The organism is Actinomadura meridiana (assembly GCF_039537545.1).
Classification (GTDB): domain Bacteria; phylum Actinomycetota; class Actinomycetes; order Streptosporangiales; family Streptosporangiaceae; genus Spirillospora; species Spirillospora meridiana.
Window position 1 is genome coordinate 720,998 of the sequence record NZ_BAABAS010000005.1, and the last position, 16,441, is coordinate 737,438.

Consider the following 16,441-nt stretch of genomic DNA (forward strand, 5'->3'; position numbering starts at 1 on the left):
ACGCCGATCCGCTGACAGGCGCCGCCGGAACCGGTGACACGCGCTTCTACCCGCGCGCCCGCCCGATCGCGACGCTGGACGCATGGACATCGCCGGGCTCGCCGACAAGGCCGGGGTGCGGGTGCGGCAACTGTCCGGCGGCCAGAAACGCCGCCTCGACCTCGCGCTCGCGCTGCTCGGGCGTCCCGCCGTCCTGTTCCTGGACGAGCCCACCACCGGCATGGACCCCGAGGCCCGCCGCGCCACCTGGACGATCGTCCGGGACCTGGTCGCCGACGGCACCACCGTCCTGCTGACCACCCACTACCTGGAGGAGGCCGAGCACCTCGCCGACCGGCTCGCGATCCTGCACCGGGGCCGGATCGAGACGTCAGGGACCGTCGCCGACGTCGTCGCCGGGCACGGCGACCGCATCGGCTTCCGCCTCCCCGGCGACCTCCAGGCCGCCGACCTGCCGAACCTGCGCGTCGTCCCCGCCGACATCTCCGTGGACGGTGGCCGCGCCGTCGCCACCTACACCGTCACCGGCCCCGGGCTCCAGGCCGCCCTGTACGACCTGCTGCGCTGGGCCGACGACGAGCACGTCCGGCTGGACGGCCTGGAGGCGCGCGGCGCGTCCCTCGAAGACGTCTTCCTCCGCACCGCCGAAGGAGCCACCCGATGAACCTGCCGATGAACCTGACGCCCATGCTCCGCGTCGCCCGGCTCGACCTCACGCTGCTGTGGCGCAACAGGACGGCCGTGTTCACCGTGTTCGGCCTGCCCGTGCTGTTCGCCGGGATGCTCGTCCCGATGCGGGGCACCGACATCGGCGGCGTGGACGGCGCGCTGTTCCAGGGCACCGGCCACCTCGGCTTCTTCCTTCTGTTCGCGGTGTTCATGAACCTTGTCACCGTGTTCACCGCCCGCCGCGAGGACCGCACCCTCAAACGGCTGCGCGGCACCGCGCTGACGGACGCGCAGATCACCGGCGGCAGCGTCGGCACCGCGGCCGCGATGTACGCCGTCCAGACGCTGGCGCTGCTGGTCGTCCTCGGCGTCGTCCTCGGCGGCCGGTTCCCCGCCGACCCGGTGCTGGTCCTGGCCGGGCTCGCGGGCGGCGTCGCCGTCTTCGCGACGCTGGCGTTCGCGGTGTCCGGCATCACCCCGAACGCCGAACTGGCGCAGCTCGTCGTCCTGCCGGTCATGTTCGGCTGCCTGCTCGGCGCCGGGGTCATGTTCCCGCTGGACGGCCTGCCGGGATGGCTGGAGCAGATCTGCCGGTTCGTCCCCCTCAGCCCCGTCGTGGAGATCACCAGGACCGGCTACTTCGGCCAGGACTTCTACGACCACGGCGCGCACCCGTCCGTCGGGATCCTGGAGGGGTGGCGGACGTGCCTGTCGTCGTTCTGCGTCCTCGTCTTCTGGGGCGCGCTCGGCCGCGGGCTCGCCACCCGCTGGTTCCGCTGGGAGCCCCGGCATGCCTGATCGGCCGCGCGCCACGGGTTACAGTGCGGGACGAGGAGGAAACGGCACATGACGGTCGCGACGACGGCGGACCTCGAAGCCCGCGACACCCGCAGGCTGGAACGCTACCGGCGGGTCACGTACCGCTCGTTCCTGTGCGCCGCCGCGGGATTCCTCGCGCCGGGCATCGCCGGGCTCGCCGCCGCCTACGCCGACGACCGGATCGGCATCCCCATCGTCGTCGCGGCGGTCGTGGGTTTCGCTCTGCTGACCTGGTGTTACGCGCGGCTCGTCCGGACGGGCCTGGAGGGCGGGGCGTCCCGCCGCGACTTCGTGCTCAGCGGTGCCGTGGCGGCCGCGCTGAGCCTGATGATCCTGGCGAACCCGCTGTTCAACATCGTCCCGATCTTCTGGCTGTCCGCGGTCGTGCTGTCGCCGCTCAGCCGCAGGCAACTGGTCGGTCTGTGCTTCGGCACCGGGACGTTCTGCGCGATCGTCACGACCTTCGCCGCGAAACGCCTCTTCCCGGACGGCGACCTGCCCTGGTACGGCCTCCTGCCGATGATGCTCGCGCTCTATGTCGCGATCTGCGGCGTCGTCGTGTACGTCAGCCTGTACCAGCGCCGCATGTGGGACATGCACCAGGAGACCCACGCCGCCCGCGACGCCCTCGCCCGTCTCGCGGTCACCGAGGAGCGGCTCCGCTTCTCCCGCGACCTGCACGACCTGCTTGGCCACAGCCTGTCGCTCATCGCGGTGAAGAGCGAGCTGGCCATGCGGATGGCGAGCACCGACCCCGACCGCGCGGGCGCCGAGATGGCCGACGTCCGGCGCACCGCCCGGGAGGCGCTGCGCGAGGTGCGCTCCGCCGTCAGCGGATACCGCGCCGTGGAGTTGGACGCCGAGTTGGCCGGGGCCCGCGCCGTGCTGGAGGCCGCCGGGATCCGCTGCGAGATCGGGGACCTGCCGGACGCGCTGCCGTCCGAGGTCCGCTCGGTGCTGGCCTGGGTCATCCGGGAGGGCACCACCAACGTGATCAAACACAGCGAGGCGCGGCGCTGCGCCGTGACGCTCACGCCGTTCGACGGGTCGGTGGTCCTGGAGATGCGCAACGACGGCGTCCGCGACGGGCAGGTCGAGAGCGGCGGAGACACCGGCGGCTCCGGCCTCACCGGTCTCGCCGAACGGGTCGCCGTCCTGGGCGGCGAGATCACGTCCGGACGCCACGGCCGCGACGCCTTCCTCCTGCGCGCGGCCGTCCCGCTCCCACCGCCCGGCCTCGCCGAGAGCGTGCCCGGCACCGCGCCCGAAACCGTGGCGGAGGTCCCGGCCGGGAGGAGCGCGTGATCCGCGTCCTGCTGGCCGACGACGAGCACCTCATCCGCGGCGCCGTCGCCGCGTTGCTCGGCCTGGAACCCGACCTGGAGGTCGTCGCCGAGGTCGGCCGCGGCGACGAGGTCCCCGCCGCGGTCGCCGCGCACGACCCGGACGTCGCCGTCCTCGACATCGAGATGCCCGGCATGGACGGCCTCACCGTCGCCGAACGGCTGAGCGCGTCCGGAGCCCGCTGCTCGATCTGCATCCTGACCAGCTTCGGCCGTCCCGGATACCTGCGCCGCGCCATGGCGTCGGGCGTCCGCGGCTTCGTCGCCAAGGACGCCCCAACGCAGGAACTGGCCGCCGCCATCCGCAAGGTCCACGGCGGCGGCCGCTACCTGGACGCCGAACTCGCCGCCAGCGCCATGGCCGCGGGCGACAACCCCCTCACCGACCGCGAACGCGAGATCCTCCGCCTCACCGGCACCGGCACGGAGACCGCCCGCATCGCGACACAGCTGCACCTGTCGGAGGGCACCGTCCGCAACTACCTCTCCACCGCCATGACCAAACTCGGCGCCACGACCCGCGTCGCCGCGGCCCGCACCGCGAAGGAAATGGGCTGGATCTGACGCCGTAGTCTGGTCGGCGTGACTGAGCCCCTCGTTGATCGCATGCGGGAATTCGGCGAGACGATCTTCGCGGAGATGTCCGCGTTGGCCGTCCGGACCGGGTCCATCAACCTAGGCCAGGGCTTTCCCGACTCCGGGCCCGCGCAGGGGGTCCTGGACGCGGCGATCGAGGCCATCCGGTCGGGCGCGAACCAGTATCCGCCGGGGCCCGGGTTGCCGGAGTTGCGGGAGGCGGTCGCGGCGCAGCGGCTGGAGCGGTACGGGCTCTCGTACGACCCGGCGACCGAGGTGTTCGTGACCGTGGGGGCCACCGAGGGCATCGCGTCGGCCGTGCTGGCGCTGGTGGAGCCCGGCGACGAGGTGCTCGTCTTCGAGCCCTACTACGACTCTTATGCCGCCGTGATCGCGCTGGCCGGGGCGGTGCGCAGGCCCGTCACGCTGCGTCCGGTGGAGGGACGGTTCACGTTCGACCCCGACGAGCTGCGCGCGGCGGTCGGGCCCCGGACGCGGGCGATCCTGGTGAACTCGCCGCACAACCCGGCGGGCACCGTGTTCACCCGCGCCGAGCTGGAGACCATCGCGGCCGTGTGCCGCGAGCACGACCTCGTCGCGATCACCGACGAGGTCTACGAGTACCTGACGTTCGACGACGCCGAGCACATCCCCCTCGCCACTCTCGACGGGATGCGCGAGCGGACGGTGTCGATCTCGTCCGCTGGCAAGTCGTTCTCCGTCACCGGCTGGAAGACCGGCTGGGTCACCGCGCCCGCCCCCTACGTCCGGGCCGTGCAGACGGTGAAGCAGTTCCTCACGTTCACCGTCAGCGCCCCCTACCAGCGGGCCGTCGCGTACGCGCTCGCCAACGAGGCCCAGTGGGTCGAGGAGCTGCGCAAGTCGCTCCAGGCCAAGCGCGACCGGCTCGTGACCGGGCTGGAGGCCGCCGGGTTCGTCGCGTACCGGCCGCAGGGCACGTACTTCGTGCAGGTCGACATCCGGCCGCTCGGGTTCACCGACGGGATCGAGCTGGCGCGGGCGCTGCCGGAGAAGGCGGGCGTCGTCGCGATCCCGACGCAGGTGTTCTACGACAACGCCGAGACGGGCGCGCACTTCGTCCGGTTCGCGTTCTGCAAGAAGGACGAGGTCATCGACGAGGCCGTGGAGCGCCTCGCCCGCCTCCGCTGAGGTACCGGGCGACACGGAGAGTAATGTAATTGTGGCCCGTGGTGGTCGCCGGACGTTATAGCCTTCCTGCCGTGTCCGGACTGACCATTCCCGAACCGCAGTTCCCCGGGGACGACGGAAGCGCCGACCCCCGGTTGTGCGAGGCCCTCACCGGGTACGCGGCCGGCCGCGTCGGTACGCACGTGGTGCTGCGGCGACTGCGGGACACGCGGTTGCTGGTGCCGATCGTCGCCGTCCTCACCGAGGAGGAGACCTCTCCCGGTGGGCTCCGCCGGGAGAAGTCGAGCGACATGGCGTTGCCCACCCTGCTCGGCGACGACGGGCGGCGCGGCGTGCTCGGCTTCACCTGCGTGGAGACGATGCGGGCGTGGCGGGCCGACGCGCGACCCGTCGCGGTCCGCGCCGGGGAGGCGTGCCGCGCCGCCCTGGACGAGGGCGCCGACGCCCTGGTCGTGGACGTCGCGGGCCCCGTCCCGTTCGCCGTGGACGGGATGCGGTTGCAGCTGCTGGCCGAGGGCGGCCCCGTCCCGCTCCCGCACGAGGACCCCGACGTCCTCGCCGCCGTCGAGGCCGCGTTCGGCTCCGACGAGGCGGTCAGCGGGGTCCGGGTCAGCGCGGGGGAGTCCACCGAGCTGGCCGTCCGGTTCGCGGTCGTCGACGGCCACGACGAGCGCCGCACCGTCCAGCGGGTGTCGGACCGGCTCGCCGAACTGCTGCGCGGCCGGATCGTCGGCGGCGTCGAGCTGAGCGTGACGCGCCGCACCTGACCGGCGCCGCCGCCGACCAACCCACGTCCTACGGCAGGGCGCCTTTTCGCTTCGCGGCCCGGACTCAATAGGATTCAGGGCATGCTGCGCTGGTTGACCGCGGGGGAGTCCCATGGACCTGCCCTGACCGCGATCGTGGAGGGGCTGCCGGCCGGTGTCCACGTGACGTCCGGGGACATCGCCGAGGAGCTGCGGCGCCGCCGCCTCGGCCACGGCCGGGGCGCCCGGATGAAGTTCGAGCAGGACAAGGTCACGATCGTCGGCGGCGTCCGGCACGGGACGACGCAGGGCGGGCCGGTCGCGATCGAGGTCGGCAACACCGAGTGGCCCAAGTGGGAGACGGTGATGTCCGCCGACCCCGTCGACGCCGCCGTGCTGGAGGCGCTGAGCCGGGGGCAGAGTGGGAGAAACGCGCCGCTGTCGCAGCCGCGTCCCGGGCACGCCGACCTCGTCGGCATCCAGAAGTACGGCTTCGACGACGCGCGGCCCGTCCTGGAGCGGGCGAGCGCGCGGGAGACGGCGGCGCGGGTCGCGCTCGGCACCGTCGCCAAGGCGTTCCTCAAGCAGGTCCTCGGCGTGGACGTGCTGAGCCACGTGATCGCGCTCGGCGAGGTCGAGGCGCCGGTGGACGTCCTGCCCGAGCCGGGCGACCTGGCGCGGGTGGACGAGAGCCCGGTGCGCTGCTTCGACGAGGCCGCGTCCGCCGCGATGGTCGCGCACGTCGACGACATGAAGAGGGCCGGGGACACGCTCGGCGGCGTCGTGGAGGTCCTCGCCTACGGGCTCCCGCCGGGGCTCGGCAGCCACGTCCACTGGGACCGGCGGCTCGACTCCCGGCTCGCGGGCGCGCTGATGGGCATCCAGGCGATCAAGGGGGTGGAGCTCGGCGACGGGTTCACCACCGCGCGGCGCCCCGGCTCGCGCGCCCACGACGAGATCGACGCCACCCCGGACGGCGTCCGGCGGCGGACGAACCGCGCGGGCGGCGTCGAGGGCGGCATGACGACCGGCGAGGCGCTGCGGGTCCGTGCCGCGATGAAGCCGATCTCGACCGTGCCGCGTCGGCTCGACACCATCGACGTGCGGACCGGCGAGCCCGCCAAGGCCATCAACCAGCGCAGCGACGTCACCGCCGTGCCCGCCGCCGGGGTCGTCGCGGAGGCGATGGTCGCGCTCGTCCTCGCGGACGCGGCGCTGGAGAAGTTCGGCGGCGACTCCGCGGAGGAGACCGCCCGCAACGTGCGGGGATACCTGTCCTCGCTGACCGTCAAGTGAACGCTGTTCGTCAAGGGAACGAGGTCCGCCGACCATGCGACCGAAGGCCGTCATCATCGGCCCGCCCGGCTCCGGCAAGTCCACGGTCGGCGCCGCGCTCGCCGACCGGCTCGGGGTGCCGCTGCGCGACACCGACGCCGACGTCGAGGCGGCGGCGGGCAAGCCGATCGGCGAGATCTTCATCGACGACGGCGAGGAGCGATTCCGCGAGCTGGAACGCGCGGCCGTCGCGGCGGCGCTGACCGGGCATCAGGGTGTCGTCGCGCTCGGCGGCGGCGCCGTCCTCGCGGCGGAGACGCAGGAGTTGCTCGCCGGGCACACCGTCGTCTACCTGCGGGTCGGCCTGTCGGAGGCGATCAAGCGGGTGGGGCTCGCGTCGGCGCGGCCGCTGCTCGTGCTGAACCCGCGCAGCCAGATGCGCAAGCTGCTGGAGGAGCGCCTCCCGATCTACGAGCGGCTCGGCACCGTCCAGGTCGACACCGACGGCCGCGAGCCCGCCGACGTCGTCGACGAGGTCGTCAAGGCGCTGGAGGGTTCGTGACGCGGTCGCGGGTCCGGGTCGGCGGCGCCGACCCGTACGAGGTCGTCATCGGCACCGGCGTGCTCGGCGAGCTGCCAGGCATGGTCGGCGAACGCGCCAGGACCGTCGCCGTCGTCCACGCCGAGGGCCTCCCCGAGATCGCGCGGCCCGTGTGCGGTGCGCTGGAACAGGCCGGGTACGTCGTGCACGCGCTGCCCGTCCCGGACGGCGAGGCCGCCAAGGAGGCCGGTGTCCTCGCCGGGCTCTGGTCGTCGTTCGCCGAGTTCGGTATGACCCGGACGGACGTCGTCGTCGGCGTCGGCGGTGGCGCGACCACCGACCTCGCCGGGTTCGCGGCGGCGTCGTGGCTGCGCGGCGTGCCGGTCGTGCTCGTCCCGACGACGCTGCTCGGCATGGTGGACGCGGCCGTCGGCGGCAAGACCGGCATCAACATCCCCGAGGGCAAGAACCTCGTCGGCGCGTTCCACCCGCCCGCCGGGGTGCTGTGCGACCTGACGACGCTGGTCACGATGCCGCACGAGGACTACATCAGCGGCCTCGCCGAGATCATCAAGGCCGGTTTCATCGCCGACCCCGCGATCCTGGACCTCGTCGAGGACGACCCGAAGGGCGCCGCGTCCCCGGACGGCCCGCACACCCGCGAGCTGGTGGAACGCGCCGTCCAGGTTAAGGCGGACGTCGTGTCCGCCGACCTGAAGGAGAGCGGGCCGCGGGAGATCCTCAACTACGGGCACACGCTCGCGCACGCCATCGAGAAGGCCGAGGACTACCGGTTCCGGCACGGCCACGCCGTCGCCATCGGCATGGTGTACGCGGCCGAGTTGTCCCGCCTCGCCGGACGCCTGCCCGCCGACGTCGTCCGGCGGCACCGCGACGTCCTCGCCTCCGTCGGCCTGCCGATCTCCTACGCCGCCGACTGGCCGGGCCTGCGCGCCACGATGACCATCGACAAGAAGGCGCGCGGCTCCACGCTCCGCTTCGTCGTCCTGGACGCCATAGCCCAACCCGGCCGCCTCGAAGGCCCCGACGAAGACCTGCTCGCCGCCGCATACCGAGAGGTCTCCCGATGACCGCAGTGGAGCGCCAGCGGAATGAGGATCATCGGGAGACCCCGCGGGGGTCCGGGGGTCGCCCCCCAGGAAGGAACAGCCGATGACGCGTGTGCTGGTTCTGAACGGGCCGAACCTGGGGCGGCTCGGGGTTCGCGAACCCGACGTGTACGGGACGACGACCCTCGGCGATCTGGCCGCGCTGTGCCGTGACACCGGTCGGCGTCTCGACCTGGCCGTCGAGGTGCGGCAGACCGACGACGAGGCCGAGATGTTGCGTTGGGTGCATGAGGCCGCCGACGAGCGTGTTCCGATCGTCCTGAACCCGGCGGCGTTCACGCACTACTCGTACTCGCTGCGGGACGCCCTCGCTCAGCGCACGGCGCCGCTCATCGAGGTCCACATCAGCAACCCGGCCGCCCGCGAGGAGTTCCGTCACACGTCGGTAGTCGCGGGAGTCGCCACCGGCACGATCGCGGGCTTCGGCATGATGTCGTACGTCCTCGCCCTCCAGGCCGTCGCGGAGCTGGTCGCCGAAGGCCAGGCGGCCGACTAGGTCTCCTGGACGGCCCCGCGGATCAGGTCCTTGAGTTCGGTGACGATGTCGTCCAGCGGGGCGACGTCGCGGTGGGCGCGGCACAGGATCGTCGCGCCCTCGACGGCGGCGACGATGAGGCGGGCCAGCCGTCCGGCGCGGTCGTCGGGGACGCCCGCGTTGCCGAGCCCGGTCGCGAGGGTGTCCTGCCAGCGGTCGAACGCCGCCGCCGCGGCCGCCGCGAGTTGCGGCGCGTCGTCGTGGCACTCCACTGAGACGGCCACGACCGGGCAGCCCGCCCGGAACTGGCTCTTGATCAGGACCTGCCGCCACCAGCCGACGAACGCGTCCACGGCGGACGCGGCGTCGCCGCCCTCGGTGGCGGCGAGGATGCCCGCGTTGAGGAACTCACCGGCGTAGCGGACGGCCTCCTCGGCGAGCTGCGCCTTGCCGTCGGGGAAGTGGTGGTAGATCGACCCGCGCGGCGCGCCGCTGTGCGCGATGACGTCGCGGAACCCGGTGCCGCTGTACCCGCGCTCGCGGAAGAGCGTCGCGGCGCTCCGGACCATGCGCTCCCGGCTGTCGGTCCCCATGCCTCGATTATGACATTCATCATATGGGTCGCGCAGTGCCCATGACGATAGTCATGGAAAACCATATGGCACCATGACGAACGTCATATACCGGGCATAGGCGAAGGGAAGCCCTCGTGATCGACCTCCAGCGCGACGGGGACGTGCACGTCCTGCGGTTCGACGCGGGCGAGAACCGCTTCGGGCCGGACTTCCTCGACACCGTGCGGGACGCGCTCGACACCGTGGCGGAGGCCGCCGCGAAGGACGGCGGGCCGCGCGCCCTCGTCACCGTGGGCACCGGCAAGTTCTACTCCAACGGCCTCGACCTCGAATGGCTCGGCGCCAACCCCGACCAGTTCGAGGACTACCTGCGCCGCGTCCACGCCCTGTACGCACGCGTCCTGTCGCTGCCGATGCCCACGATCGCCGCGCTGAACGGGCACGCCTTCGCGGGCGGCGCCATGCTCGCCCTCGCCCACGACTTCGCCGTCATGCGGACCGACCGCGGCTACTTCTGCCTGCCCGAGGTCGATCTCGGGCTGAGCTTCACGCCCGGGATGGCCGCACTCGTCCGGTCGCGCTTGCCGGGGGCCACCGCGCACGAGGCGATGCTCACCGGCCGCCGGTACCCGGCGGAGGAGGCGCTGGCGGCCGGGATCGTCCAGCGCACGGCCGCCGAGGACGAGGTCCTGCCCGCCGCCGTCGCGTGGGCCGCGTCGCTGGCGGGCAAGGCCGGCAAGGCCGTCGCGGAGATCCGCGCCGAACTGCGCCGGGACGCGCTCGACGCGTTGAACGGCCCCGTCCTGCGCTGACGTCCCGCGCGGTAGGTTACGGTCGACTGGAATCAGATTCGGTTCATGGAGGGACGCCGATGCGCATCGGGATGGCGCTCACCTACTCCGACGGCGGCTTCAAGCAGACCGTCGAGGAGCTGGCCGACTACGAGAAGGCCGGACTCGACATCGTCTACGTCGCGGAGGCCTACAGCTTCGACGCCGTCAGCCAGCTCGGGTACATCGCCGCCAAGACGGAACGGCTGGAGATCGCGTCCGGCATCCTCCAGCTCTACACCCGGACCCCGACGCTGATGGCGATGACCGCCGCCGGGCTCGACTTCGTGTCGGACGGACGGTTCACGCTCGGCATCGGCGCGTCCGGGCCGCAGGTCATCGAGGGCTTCCACGGCGTCCCCTACACCGCGCCGCTCGGCCGCACCCGCGAGATCATCGAGATCTGCCGGAAGGTGTGGCGGCGCGAGCGGCTCCGCCACGACGGGAAGCACTACAAGCTGCCACTGCCCGCCGACCAGGGCACCGGCCTCGGCAAGCCGCTCAAGCTCGTCAACCATCCGGTGCGGCCCGACATCCCGATCATGGTGGCCGCGATCGGGCCGAAGAACGTCGAGCTGACCGCCGAGATCGCCGACGCCTGGGAACCGATCTTCTACATGCCGGAGCGGGCCGCCGACGTGTGGGGCGCCGCCCTCGCCGCGGGCAGGACGCGTCGCGACCCGGGCCTGCGCGAGCTGGACGTCGTCGCGCAGGCCGCCCTCGCCATCGGCGACGACGTGGACGGCTTCCTGGAGTTCGGACGGCCGATGGCCGCGCTCTACCTCGGCGGCATGGGTGCCAAGGGCGCCAACTTCTACAACGACCTGGCCCGCCGCTACGGCTTCGAGAAGGAGGCCGTGGAGATCCAGGACCTCTACCTGGACGGCAAGAAGGACGAGGCCGCCGCGAAGGTCCCGCGCGAACTGCTGGAGAAGATCTCGCTCGTCGGCTCCGAGGGCCACGTCCGCGAACGGCTCGCCGCGCTGAAGGAGTCCGGGGTCACCACGCTGAACGTGACGCCGATCGCGGGCGACCACAAGGGCCGCCTCGCCCTCATCGAGAAGGTCAAGGCCATGGCCGCCGACGCGTGAAGGACGGGCGGCGCTGAGGGACGGCGACGCGTGCGGGCGGCGGCCAGTGAGGGGCGGGCGGCGTGCCGCGGGCGCCCCGGCACGCCGCCCGCCCCAATATGGGGCCTACACCGCGGATCACGCTAGACCGCACGCGCCCGCGCGTCCTTGCCCGTCCGTGCCACATCGCGGTCGGGACGGCCTCCCCACCCGCCCGGACGGTGATCTACAGTCGGCTCATGGGGGAGACGCACCTCGCGCGACGCCGCGCGCTCGCCGCGCTCGTCGCCGCACACGACGCCGACGCTCTGCTGGTGACCCGGCTGGTCAACGTCCGCTACCTGACCGGGCTCGACAGTTCCCGGGCCGCGCTGCTCGTCCCCGCCGACGGGCCCGCCGTGCTCGCGACCGACGGGCGCTACGCCGGGACGGCCGAACGGGTCTGCCCCGACGTCGAACTCGTCGTCGACCGGCAGGTGACGGGGAAACTCGTGGCGCGGGCCGCCGCCGAGGGCAACCGCAGGCTCGGCTTCGAGGCCCACGACATGACCGTCGAACAGCACACGGCCCTGACCGAGCGGATCCGCGCCGACCAGATCCGGGTCGAGCTGGTGCCGCTCGGACGGCTCGTCGAGGAACTCCGCGTCGTCAAGGACGAGGAGGAGATCGGCCTTCTGCGGGAGGCGTGCGCCATCAGCTGCCGCGCGTTCGAGACCGTCCTGCCCGAGATCCGTGCCGGGGTCACCGAACGGGCCGTCGCCGTCGCGCTCGAACGGGCCATGGTCGACCACGGCGCCGAGCGCGCCGCGTTCGAGTCGATCGTCGCGTCCGGGCCGAACGGCGCCGTCCCGCACCACCATCCGGGCGGCCGCGAACTCCAGGGCGGCGACCTCGTCACCATCGACTTCGGCGCCCTGTACGAGGGCTACCACGCCGACATGACCCGAACCGTCGCGATCGGCGAGCCCGCCGGATGGCAGCGCGACGTCTACGACCTCGTCCTGCGCGCCCAGCTCGCGGGGATCGCCACCGCCGCCCCCGGCGTGCCGGTCGGCGCCGTCGACGCCGCCGCCCGCGACGTCATCAAGGACGCCGGGCACGGCGACGCGTTCGTGCACGGGCTCGGACACGGCGTCGGCCTGGAGGTCCACGAGGATCCGTTCCTGGGGTACGACAAGACCGGTAAGCTGAGCAACCGGGTTCCGATCACGGCGGAGCCGGGGGTCTACCTCACGGGCCGGGGCGGGGTCCGCATCGAGGACACGCTCGTGGTCCGCTCCGACGGTCCCGAGATCCTCACCACGACCACCAAGGATCTGCTCGTCCTCTAGACGCGCGGTCCGGCGACCAGGAGAACAACCAAGTGGCGACGACGAACGACCTGAAGAACGGCATGACGCTGAACCTGGACGGCCAGCTGTGGACCGTCCTTGAGTTCCAGCACGTCAAGCCCGGCAAGGGCGGCGCGTTCGTCCGTACCAAGCTCAAGAACGTGCTGTCCGGCAAGGTGGTCGACAAGACCTTCAACGCGGGCACCAAGGTCGACGTGGCCAGCGTGGACAAGCGCGAGATGCAGTACCTGTACCGCGAGGGCGAGGACTTCGTCTTCATGGACACCGAGACCTACGACCAGCCGCACATCCCGGAGGCCGTCGTCGGCGCCGCCGCGAACTACCTGCTCCCCGAGCAGAACGCCGTGATCGCGTTCAACGACGACAACCCGCTGTACATCGAGCTGCCCGCCGCCGTCGTGCTGGAGATCACCGAGACCGAGCCCGGGTTGCAGGGCGACCGCTCCACCGGCGGCAGCAAGCCCGCCACCCTGGAGACGGGCGCGCAGGTCCAGGTGCCGCTGTTCATCACCACCGGCGAGAAGGTCAAGGTCGACACCCGCTCCGGCGAGTACCTCGGCCGCGGCTGATGGCCGCTCGCACCAAGGCCAGAAAACTCGCCCTGGACATCCTGTTCGCGGCGGAGTTGCGGGAGGAGGAGCCGACGGCGGTACTCGCGGGCCGGGGCCGTCCGAACCAGGACGAGCTGGCCGAGTACCCGCACGCCGTCCGGCTGATCGAGGGCGTCCAGGGGCACCGCGAGCGCATCGACGAGCTGATCTCCACCTACGCGACCGGCTGGACGCTGGAACGGATGCCCGTCGTCGACCGCAACGTCCTGCGGATGGGCGCCTACGAGCTGCTGTGGGTGGACGACGTCCCCGACGGCGTCGCCATCGCCGAGGCCGTGGGCCTGGCCACGGAGCTGTCCACCGACGAGTCCCCGCGCTTCGTCAACGGTCTCCTTTCACGCCTCCAACAACTGAAACCGTCCCTCTCCCTGTAGCCTGACGACGGAACCGGTACCTGGGGCCTCGGCCATCGCGAACACGCGACGACCTGGAGCGTCGTGATCGCGTCCGAAGGCAGTTTCGAGCTCGCACCGCGTTTCTCGACGATGGAGGGCCCTCGGGCCCGAAGAAGGAGAGAAATGCCGATCAAGGGAAGCCGTGTCCGCAGCGCGGTTATGTGGAATGCGCTGCGGGGCGTGCTGGACCGTATCGCGCCCGAGGCGGGGCAGAGCGACGTCGTGGACGTCGGCGGCGGCACCGGCGGCTTCGCCGTCCCGCTCGCCGAGCTCGGGCACCGGGTCACCGTCGTCGACGCCAACCCCGACGCGCTCGCCGCGCTGGAACGCCGCGCCGCCGAGTCCGGGGTGTCGGTGCGGGCGGTCCAGGGCGACGCCGTCGACCTGCCCGACCTCCTCGGCCCCGACGCCGCCGACCTCGTGCTGTGCCACAGCGTCCTGGAGTACGTGGACGATCCGGGCGCCGCGATGGCCGCGCTCGCCGGGACGGTCCGCCCCGGCGGTTCGGTCAGCGTCCTCGTCGCCGGACAGGTCGCCGCCGCGCTGCACCGCGCGCTGTCCGGCCACTTCGACGACGCCCGGATGGTGCTGACCGGGACGTCCGGGCGGTGGGGCGAGGGCGACCGCATGCCCCGCCGGTTCACCCGCGAGACGCTGTCGGAGCTCGTGCGCGGGTCCGGGCTGCGCGTCGCGGAGCTGCACGGCGTCCGGATCTTCGCCGACCTGGTGCCGAACGGGTTGCAGGAGGGCGACGCCGGGTCCGCCGACGCGCTGCTCGCGCTGGAGTCGGTCGCGGCCGTCCACCCCGTCCTGCGCGACCTCGCCACCCAGCTGCATCTGGTGGCCGATCGCCTCCCCTCGGCGGAGGGTCTGGGGGGTCGTCCCCCCAGAGGCAGCAAGCCATGAGTCGCAAGCAGCAGCTGCATCGGCCGGGGCCGCAGCCCGGGCCGCCCGCCGACGACACCGGCTGCCATGTCCTGCACGTGGACATGGACGCCTTCTTCGTCAGCGTCGAGCTGCTGGAGCGTCCGGAGCTGCGGGGACGTCCCGTCATCGTCGGCGGGGCCGGGCCGCGCGGCGTGGTGTCCGCGGCGTCCTACGAGGCCCGCACGTTCGGGGTGCACTCGGCGATGCCGATGACGCGGGCGCGGCGGCTGTGCCCGCAGGCGGTCGTCCTCCCGGTGAGCCACGGCAAGTACTCGCGCGTCTCGGCGGCCGTGTTCGAGATCTTCCGGTCGATCACGCCGCTGGTGGAGGGCCTGTCGCTGGACGAGGCGTTCCTGGACGTCGCGGGCGCCGGGCGGCGGCTCGGCCGTCCCGCCGAGATCGCGCAGCTCATCCGCGACCAGGTCCGCGACCAGCAGGGCATCACCTGCTCGGTCGGGGTAGCGACCACCAAGTTCGTCGCGAAGCTGGCCTCGACCCGGTGCAAACCGGACGGCCTGCTCGTCGTCCCCGCCGACGGCGTCGTCGACTTCCTGCATCCGCTGCCGGTCGCGTCCCTGTGGGGCGTCGGCGAGCGGACGGAGCAGGCGCTGGCCAGGCTCGGGCTGCGGACCGTCGGGCAGCTCGCCCAGGTGCCGCCCGCCACGCTGCGCCGCGAGCTCGGCAACGCCCTGGGCGCGCACCTGCACGAGCTGGCCTGGGGCCGCGACCCCCGCGAGGTCGTCGCGCACACGCCCGACAAGAGCATCGGCGCCGAGGAGACGTTCGACACCGACGTCGACGACCCGGACGTCATCCGCCGGGAGCTGCTGCGGCTGGCGGAGAAGGTCGGCGCCCGGTTGCGCGCGAGCGGAAACGCCGGGCGGACGGTCAGCGTCAAACTGCGGATGGCCTCCTTCAAGACGATCACGCGGGCGCGGACGCTCGCCGAGCCCACCGATCTGGCGCGTGTGATCTATATCACAGCGTGTGAGCTCTATGAGGGGGCCGGTCTGGAACGGGTACGACTGAGGTTGGTCGGTGTCCGGGTGGAGAACCTGGGCCCCGCCGGCGAGGCCCCCCGCCAGCTCGCCTTCGACGAGCCGGAACGCGGTTGGCGTGAGGCCGAGCGAGCCATGGACCAGGTAGCGCACCGGTTCGGCCACGGCACGGTGCGCCCCGCCGCGCTGGTCCGGGACGCGACCGACGGTGACGCACGTGACGGCAGGGACGGAACATAATGGAAGAAGGCTGTGAGGCGACCGGCACCGAGCCCTCAGGGGGCGGTCCGCTTTCGTGCGCGGCACAGTGCTCGTATTCTGGGCATATCACCGTTGGCGTTCGCGTCCTGCATCGGATTCCCCGCCGCGGGGCTGTCGTTGGGAGGTGCCGTGCCGCTCTCTGAGCACGAGCAGCGCATGCTCGAACAGATCGAATCGGCCTTGTACGCCGAGGATCCGAAGTTCGCTCACGCGGTTCGCTCGACCAGCCCGCAGGTCCACTACAAACGCCGGATCGTCAAGGCGGCGTTCGGCTTCGTCGTCGGCGTCGGCGCCCTGATGGCCGGCCTGGTGATCAACCAGGGCACGGTCACGATCGCGGTCAGCGTCACCGGCTTCCTGCTCATGGTGGTGTGCTGCGTCTGGGCGTTGACGAGCTGGAAGCGGATGACCGGGATCGGCAACGAACCCGCGCGTCGCGGCGGCAGGCAGTCCCGCCAGTCCGCCAGGTCGTCGCGGCCCAAGGCCGGTTTCATGGAACGCATGGAAGAACGCTGGCGCCGCAGAACCGAAGGCGACGACCGCTGACGGACGCCCGCAACGAAGCGCTAGCGGAGTGGAGGGTGTCCGTCAGCGCGCGGGGGGTGTGGGGGGTCGTCCCCCCACAGGAAGAAGGGCCGTCCGCAACGAAGCGCTAGTGGGGTGGAGGGTGTCCGTCAG

The 16,441-nt window shown here is 72.4% G+C and carries 19 protein-coding genes; 18 read left to right on the plus strand and 1 reads right to left on the minus strand.

Features of this window, described 5'->3' with window-relative positions:
* The first annotated feature begins 82 nt into the window (after nt 1-82).
* The 10 genes from ABD808_RS12605 to aroQ all read left to right on the plus strand — a co-directional run bounded on the left by ABD808_RS12605 (nt 83) and on the right by aroQ (nt 8,765).
* Complete coding sequence (locus ABD808_RS12605) at nt 83-664, plus strand: AAA family ATPase (protein ID WP_344894857.1); 582 nt, start codon at nt 83-85, stop codon at nt 662-664.
* Nucleotides 661-1,467, plus strand: coding sequence for an ABC transporter permease (locus tag ABD808_RS12610; protein ID WP_344894860.1), 807 nt, complete (start codon nt 661-663; stop codon nt 1,465-1,467). Before ABD808_RS12605 ends, ABD808_RS12610 begins: the two co-directional genes overlap by 4 nt.
* 48 nt (nt 1,468-1,515) lie before the next feature.
* The gene (locus ABD808_RS12615) at nt 1,516-2,793 is read left to right on the plus strand and encodes a sensor histidine kinase (protein WP_344894863.1); all 1,278 of its coding nucleotides are present in this window, start codon (nt 1,516-1,518) and stop codon (nt 2,791-2,793) included.
* Nucleotides 2,790-3,395: a response regulator transcription factor gene (locus ABD808_RS12620; RefSeq protein WP_344894866.1), complete on the plus strand. Its 606-nt coding sequence runs from the start codon at nt 2,790-2,792 to the stop codon at nt 3,393-3,395. The genes ABD808_RS12615 and ABD808_RS12620 overlap by 4 nt, the downstream gene beginning before the upstream one ends.
* A gap of 18 nt (nt 3,396-3,413) precedes the next feature.
* Nucleotides 3,414-4,577, plus strand: coding sequence for a pyridoxal phosphate-dependent aminotransferase (locus tag ABD808_RS12625; protein WP_344894869.1), 1,164 nt, complete (start codon nt 3,414-3,416; stop codon nt 4,575-4,577).
* Between the two features lie 71 nt (nt 4,578-4,648).
* Nucleotides 4,649-5,344, plus strand: a complete 696-nt coding sequence (locus tag ABD808_RS12630) for an SseB family protein (protein WP_344894872.1) — start codon at nt 4,649-4,651, stop codon at nt 5,342-5,344.
* Between the two features lie 81 nt (nt 5,345-5,425).
* Nucleotides 5,426-6,619, plus strand: coding sequence for a chorismate synthase (gene aroC / locus ABD808_RS12635; RefSeq protein WP_344894875.1), 1,194 nt, complete (start codon nt 5,426-5,428; stop codon nt 6,617-6,619).
* Nucleotides 6,620-6,653: 34 nt separating this feature from the next.
* The gene (locus ABD808_RS12640) at nt 6,654-7,160 is read left to right on the plus strand and encodes a shikimate kinase (RefSeq protein ID WP_344894878.1); all 507 of its coding nucleotides are present in this window, start codon (nt 6,654-6,656) and stop codon (nt 7,158-7,160) included.
* Nucleotides 7,157-8,230, plus strand: a complete 1,074-nt coding sequence (gene aroB / locus ABD808_RS12645; protein ID WP_344894881.1) for a 3-dehydroquinate synthase — start codon at nt 7,157-7,159, stop codon at nt 8,228-8,230. Before ABD808_RS12640 ends, aroB begins: the two co-directional genes overlap by 4 nt.
* Before the next feature lie 82 nt (nt 8,231-8,312).
* Nucleotides 8,313-8,765 carry a type II 3-dehydroquinate dehydratase gene (gene aroQ / locus ABD808_RS12650; RefSeq protein WP_344894884.1) on the plus strand — a complete coding sequence of 151 codons (453 nt, stop codon included), beginning with the start codon at nt 8,313-8,315 and terminating at the stop codon, nt 8,763-8,765.
* Here the strand turns inward: aroQ and ABD808_RS12655 are convergent.
* A complete protein-coding gene (locus ABD808_RS12655) occupies nt 8,762-9,337 on the minus strand; it encodes a TetR/AcrR family transcriptional regulator (RefSeq protein WP_344894887.1) in 576 nt (191 codons plus the stop codon). The genes aroQ and ABD808_RS12655 overlap by 4 nt on opposite strands.
* A 116-nt stretch (nt 9,338-9,453) precedes the next feature.
* Between ABD808_RS12655 and ABD808_RS12660 the strand changes: the two genes are divergently transcribed.
* From ABD808_RS12660 to ABD808_RS12695, 8 genes are all read left to right on the plus strand, one after another.
* Nucleotides 9,454-10,131: an enoyl-CoA hydratase-related protein gene (locus ABD808_RS12660; RefSeq protein WP_344894890.1), complete on the plus strand. Its 678-nt coding sequence runs from the start codon at nt 9,454-9,456 to the stop codon at nt 10,129-10,131.
* 59 nt (nt 10,132-10,190) lie between these two features.
* Nucleotides 10,191-11,240 carry an LLM class F420-dependent oxidoreductase gene (locus ABD808_RS12665; RefSeq protein WP_344894893.1) on the plus strand — a complete coding sequence of 350 codons (1,050 nt, stop codon included), beginning with the start codon at nt 10,191-10,193 and terminating at the stop codon, nt 11,238-11,240.
* A gap of 218 nt (nt 11,241-11,458) precedes the next feature.
* The gene (locus tag ABD808_RS12670; protein WP_344894896.1) at nt 11,459-12,550 is read left to right on the plus strand and encodes a M24 family metallopeptidase; all 1,092 of its coding nucleotides are present in this window, start codon (nt 11,459-11,461) and stop codon (nt 12,548-12,550) included.
* Between the two features lie 32 nt (nt 12,551-12,582).
* On the plus strand, nt 12,583-13,140 hold the full coding sequence (gene efp / locus ABD808_RS12675; RefSeq protein WP_344894898.1) for an elongation factor P: 558 nt from the start codon (nt 12,583-12,585) through the stop codon (nt 13,138-13,140).
* Entirely contained in the window at nt 13,140-13,556 is a 417-nt protein-coding gene (nusB, locus tag ABD808_RS12680; protein WP_344894901.1) for a transcription antitermination factor NusB, read from the plus strand. Before efp ends, nusB begins: the two co-directional genes overlap by 1 nt.
* Before the next feature lie 144 nt (nt 13,557-13,700).
* Nucleotides 13,701-14,483, plus strand: a complete 783-nt coding sequence (locus tag ABD808_RS12685; protein WP_344894905.1) for a methyltransferase domain-containing protein — start codon at nt 13,701-13,703, stop codon at nt 14,481-14,483.
* Nucleotides 14,480-15,742 (plus strand): DNA polymerase IV, encoded by a 1,263-nt coding sequence (locus tag ABD808_RS12690; RefSeq protein ID WP_344894908.1) that lies wholly within the window; start codon nt 14,480-14,482, stop codon nt 15,740-15,742. The genes ABD808_RS12685 and ABD808_RS12690 overlap by 4 nt, the downstream gene beginning before the upstream one ends.
* Before the next feature lie 150 nt (nt 15,743-15,892).
* Nucleotides 15,893-16,309 carry a DUF3040 domain-containing protein gene (locus tag ABD808_RS12695; RefSeq protein ID WP_344894911.1) on the plus strand — a complete coding sequence of 139 codons (417 nt, stop codon included), beginning with the start codon at nt 15,893-15,895 and terminating at the stop codon, nt 16,307-16,309.
* Nucleotides 16,310-16,441: the final 132 nt, after the last annotated feature.